The organism is Blautia sp. ZXY-1-C6, from assembly GCF_056339875.1.
On record NZ_JBWJVQ010000088.1, the window covers coordinates 1 to 4547 of the forward strand.

The 4547-nt window shown below is 34.3% G+C and carries 5 protein-coding genes; all 5 read left to right on the forward strand.

Annotated features, from left to right (window positions below; all coding sequences use genetic code 11):
• The coding region (locus AC075J_RS03380) for a hypothetical protein (protein WP_476389999.1) at positions 1–512 on the forward strand (512 nt) is incomplete at its 5' end.
• An 8-nt stretch (positions 513–520) separates the two neighbouring features.
• A complete protein-coding gene (locus AC075J_RS03385) occupies positions 521–1111 on the forward strand; it encodes a toll/interleukin-1 receptor domain-containing protein (protein ID WP_022379855.1) in 591 nt (196 codons plus the stop codon).
• Between the two features lie 14 nt (positions 1112–1125).
• Positions 1126–2544: an SIR2 family protein gene (locus AC075J_RS03390; protein WP_022379856.1), complete on the forward strand. Its 1419-nt coding sequence runs from the start codon at positions 1126–1128 to the stop codon at positions 2542–2544.
• A 7-nt stretch (positions 2545–2551) separates the two neighbouring features.
• Complete coding sequence (locus AC075J_RS03395; protein ID WP_022379857.1) at positions 2552–3052, forward strand: TIR domain-containing protein; 501 nt, start codon at positions 2552–2554, stop codon at positions 3050–3052.
• 327 nt (positions 3053–3379) lie between these two features.
• Positions 3380–4547, forward strand: a 1168-nt coding sequence (locus AC075J_RS03400; RefSeq protein ID WP_476390000.1) for a transporter substrate-binding domain-containing protein, incomplete at its 3' end; no start/stop codon positions are given.

Genomic DNA, 4547 nt, shown 5'->3' on the forward strand with positions numbered 1-4547 from the left:
ATATTTCATTGGTAAATGCCGGTGGAAATGGAAATATCCCGGCGAGGTATCAGGATCGATATCAAAATGGAGCAGATAAACTTGTGCTGGTGTTCTGTGATACGGAAAAGAAACCACATGAGCAGTATGAGGACATTAAACGTAAAATTAATGAGTTTCATGGTGTGGATAGTGCAGCGAATGAAGTGATTATGTTTGGTAATCCTTGTACGATGCAGATTATATCTAAGCATTGGACAGATGAAAATTTGAAATCTCCTGCTAAACCGGTAAACGCTCCTTTGATTAAAAAATATACCAGAGTTGAAAATTACAAAGGAAGAGCAGACCAGATTGAAGAGGTTATGGAATACGTTACTGTGGAGAATTATAAAGATATGAGTCGACGAGTGAAAGATTTGGATTCAGATGATTCTGTTACTGGTAGCAGTAATTTTGGAAAGTTCATAAAGCTGTTTGAGAGTGATGACAGTGGGTGGATTGATAAGATTAATAGGAATTTAGAGGAGTAGATGATTAAATGGCTAAAGATATATTTGATAAAACGATATTTGATGGATATAGAGTGGAAAGTTTAACTGAATCAGCACAAGATATTATTCCCAAATATAATTTCGATGGCTCTACAAAAACTACTGTATTTATTTCGCACAAGCATGATGATTTAGATGAAACAAAAGGATTGATAGGACTTCTAGAAAGAAAGTACAATATTAAGGCATACATTGACAGTTTGGATAAATCAATGCCGAAAAAAACATCTGGTGAAACGGCAAGTAAAATAAAACAAAGGATAAATAGATGTAATAAATTTATCTTATTAGCAACTAATGGGGCAGTAGAGTCTAAATGGTGTAATTGGGAACTTGGGTATGGCGATGCTCAAAAATTTGATACAGATAATATTGCACTTTTTCCAATTAAGCCAGATAAGACTAACGATTACGATTATAAAGGTAATGAATACATGCGGATTTATCCACATATTGCATATTACTATGGGAGTGAAAGATATTCGAATGGGACTGTAATAAAAGAAGGCTTTTATGTATGTACGGATACAGAAAATGGTCGAACAATAGTTCCACTTGAAAAATGGCTTAAGAAATGATTGGAGGGATAGAAATGAATAGTGAAATAAATGCTTTTATAAATAAGTATGTTAAAGAAATAAGAAATAACAATGCGGCCTTTTTTGCTGGAGCAGGCTTTTCAAAAGAATCTGGTTACGTTGATTGGAAAACATTGTTAGAATCTATTGCTTCAGAATTAGGGCTTGAGGTTGAAAAAGAGCATGATTTAGTTGCATTGGCACAATATTGCTATAATAAACATCAAAATCGAGGGATAATTAATGATGTTATTTTTGAAGAATTTTCAAAGCAAAAAGAACCAACTCAAAATCATAGAATTCTTGCAAGATTGCCAATTGGTGTGATTTGGACAACGAATTATGACGATTTGATTGAAAAGGCATTTGATAATGTGCAAAAAATAGTGGATGTAAAAAGTAGAAATGAACATTTGTCAAATACATTAGCGAATAGAGAATGCATTTTATATAAAATGCATGGTGATAAAAATAACCCTAATGATGCAATATTGATTAAAGATGATTATGAAAGATATTATAAAGCACATAAACAATTTTTGTCTGCTTTAACAGGTGATTTAATATCTAAAACTTTTTTATTTGTAGGGTTTAGTTTTCAAGATCCCAACTTGGATTATATTTTGAGTCGTATAAGAGTTGATTATGAGGAAAATCCAAGACAACATTATGCTATTATGAAATCAATTGATAGAAAAGATTATGAATCAGATGCAGATTATGATTATGCAAAAAGAAGAAATGACCTTTTTCTAGAAGATTTAAAGAGATATAGAATAAGTGCTCTTGTGATAGATGATTTTTCAGAAATTACAGAAATACTTCAGGAAATAGAGAGAAGATTAAATCAAAACAATATTTTTATCTCTGGGAGTGCAGAAGAGTATGGTGTATTTACGAAGGAAGAAGCCGAAAATTTGATTAAATTATTAAGTGCGAGATTAATTCAAGATGAATTTAATATAATATCTGGATTTGGGGTTGGCGTAGGAAGCGCTGTTATTACAGGTGCACTTGAAGAAATATATATGCATAATACCAGAATAAATAATCAAAGGTTATTGTTAAGACCATTTCCACAAGGTAAAGAGGCAAGAGTGTTATGGCAACAGTATAGAGAAGATATGATTTCACGCGCAGGAATTTCTCTTTATATATTCGGCAATAAAAAACAAGATGATAATATAGTAGAGGCAAATGGCGTAAAAACGGAATTTGATATAGCAATTGATGCTAAACATATTGTAATTCCAGTTGGATGTACAGGTTATATGGCTCAAAAATTGTGGGAGCAGATCAATTTGAATATTGAAGAATATTATGGTAAAGTAAATGATGAGGTAAGAAAGACATTTCAGAGTCTTAATACAAAAATGTCAAATGATGAAATTGTGTCAAATATAGTTAAATTAATAAAGCTTCTAAGGAGGTAGTAGAATTATGGCAAAGAGACAGGTGTTTTTTAGTTTTGAGTACAATAAGGATGCTTGGAGAGCAAGTCAGGTTAGAAATATGGGAAAAGTAGATAATTCCTCCACTTTTTCTGATAATGACTGGGAAGAAGTAAAAGAAAAGACAGATGCAAAGATTAGAGAGTGGATTGATAATCAGATGGCAAAGCGTTCTTGTTTGGTGGTGTTAATTGGGGCAACTACATCAGGAAGAAAGTGGATAAATTATGAAATTGAAAAGGCATATGAGCTAAACAAGGGGATTGTAGGTATATATATACATGGATTGAAGGATAAGAATGGAAATCAAACAACAAAGGGGAGCAATCCGTTTTATAATATTTTGATAGGAAAAAATAAAGAACGTTTATCAAAATATGTTGAATGTTATGAATCATTTCATTTAACAAGTACATATGTGTACGATGACATTAAAAATAATATAGAACAACTAATAGAAGATGCTATTAGTAATGCTGGAACATATTAATATTGAAATAGTAATGATTGCAAAATGCTTGCAAAAAGTCCAAAAACGACAAAGAATATGTAGAATTTTAAGAATAATTGTACCAAATATAGATGTTTACAATTTGGTTAGACACAATATATAGTTGCCGAAATCGAGTTTGAATAAAAAATTTGGCACATTTAGAGACTGGAAAGCCTTGAAAACAGGGCATTTCCGGTCTCTTTGTTTTTAGTTTGTATGTAAGCGCTTAATTGATTCTGTAAGGGGAAATGCTTGAGCGAGCATTATAAAGATACCTTTTTGGAGAATATTATGTTATAATCACTCAAGAGAGAGGTACGATAGATGAGTGGTAAGAAGAGAAATGTAATGTTGTTCGTTCTGCTGTTTACCTTGCTTCTGGGAGTGATCGTTCCGGTTCAGGCACAGTCGTACGGCGGGACAAAGATAATACGGGTGGCGTATCGTGAGGACGCAGACTTTATTAATAAAAGCAGCAGTGGAGTATACAAGGGATATGGAGTGGAATATCTGAATAAAATATCTCAGTATACCGGCTGGAGATATGAATATATCAATGAATCATGGGAAAATCAGCTGGCAGATCTGAAATCCGGAAAGGTAGACCTGATCTGCAATGCGCAGAAAACAGAGGCCAGGGAGAAGGATTATGATTTCTCCTGTATGCCTGTTGGCACAGAGCAGGCGGTGCTGTATACATCTGAGGATAATGGAGATATTTATTTTCAGGATTATGAGCATATGAATGGCAAAAAAGTAGGTCTGCTGAGAGACAGCTATCAGAATGAAGAGTTTGAACAGCGTCAGGATGAGAAAAATTTTCACTGTCCGGAGGAGTACTATGAATCTGAACAGGATCAGATAGAGGCTCTTGAGCAGAAGAAAGTGGATATGATCTTGACGGGAAGTATCTCCAAACATGATTCACTTAAGATTGTGGACAAATTCGGGGCTGCACCTATGTATATCATGACAACAAAGGGAAATACAGAGGTCATAAGTGCGGTAAACAATGCTCTTGAGCAGCTTAAAGCAGAAGTGCCAGATCTTACAGAAAATCTTACAGAACAGTATGTTATGGACAAAAACAGAAATTCAAGACCTCTTCTGACCCGGGAAGAGACAGAATATATCAAAAACGTCAGTGCACCCATAAAGATAGGATGCATTGGTGATCAACCGCCACTGATATATACAGATAAAGAAACAGGAAAGCTGGACGGAATCTATATAGCGTTGCTGAAGAAATTCAGTGAAATCAGCGGGATACCTTTTGAGTTTGAAAGTCTTTCTCCGGATACCGATCCTATAGAGGCTGCGCAGAGTGGAAAGTATGATTTTATAGCCGGAATTACCGCCTGTCAGGAAATGATCGATGAACCTGAAGTTCATCTTACAGGTGGATTTTTCACGAGAGAATTTCAGATAGTAGCAGAACGTGGAGAAGATATCAATACTCTGGAGACGTTGACTGTCTCTATGAACAGTATAT